This is a genomic window from Pseudomonas sp. GW822-FHT01E03 (assembly GCF_058802985.1).
This window is the reverse complement of the sequence record NZ_JBXAOQ010000033.1, coordinates 1-807: the sequence shown is the minus strand read 5'-3', so window position 1 is coordinate 807 and position 807 is coordinate 1. Positions and strand designations below refer to the sequence as shown.

At 62.7% G+C, this 807-nt stretch carries 1 protein-coding gene; it reads left to right on the top strand.

Annotation, left to right across the window (positions count from 1 at the left end; genetic code table 11):
* On the top strand, positions 1 to 807 hold an 807-nt coding region (locus AC1RP7_RS27900; RefSeq protein ID WP_493183451.1), incomplete at both ends, for an acyl-CoA dehydrogenase family protein.

Below are 807 nucleotides of genomic sequence, written 5' to 3'. Positions count from 1 at the left end.
GATGCAGAAACCGTCGAAGCCATCCTGGAAGAAGCCGGCAAAGTCACCAGCAAAAGCATCGCACCGCTGAGCCGTGCCGCTGACGAAGAAGGTTGCCATTGGGCGGACGGTGCCGTCACCACGCCGGCAGGTTTCCCACAGGCCTATCAGACCTACGCTGAAGGCGGCTGGGTCGGTGTCGGTGGTGATCCGTCCTACGGCGGCATGGGCATGCCCAAAGCCGTTTCGGCCCAGGTCGAGGAAATGGTCAACTCCGCCAGCCTGTCGTTCGGCCTGTACCCGATGCTGACCGCCGGTGCTTGCCTGTCGATCAACGCCCACGCCAGCGAAGAACTGAAAGCCGCGTACCTGCCGAACATGTACGCCGGCGTTTGGGCCGGTTCCATGTGCCTGACCGAACCCCACGCCGGTACCGACCTGGGGATCATCCGCACCAAGGCCGAGCCTCAGGCCGACGGTTCCTACAAGGTCAGCGGCACCAAGATCTTCATCACCGGTGGCGAACACGACCTGACCGAAAACATCATCCACCTGGTGCTGGCCAAGCTGCCGGATGCACCGGCGGGGCCGAAAGGCATTTCGCTGTTCCTGGTGCCGAAGTTCATGGTCAATGCCGATGGCAGCCTCGGCGCGCGCAACCCGGCCAACTGCGGTTCGATCGAACACAAGATGGGCATCCAGGCGTCCGCCACCTGCGTGATGAACTTCGATGAAGCCGTGGGTTACCTGGTCGGCGAGCCGAACAAAGGCCTGGCGGCGATGTTCACCATGATGAACTACGAGCGTCTGGGCGTTGGTATCCAGGGC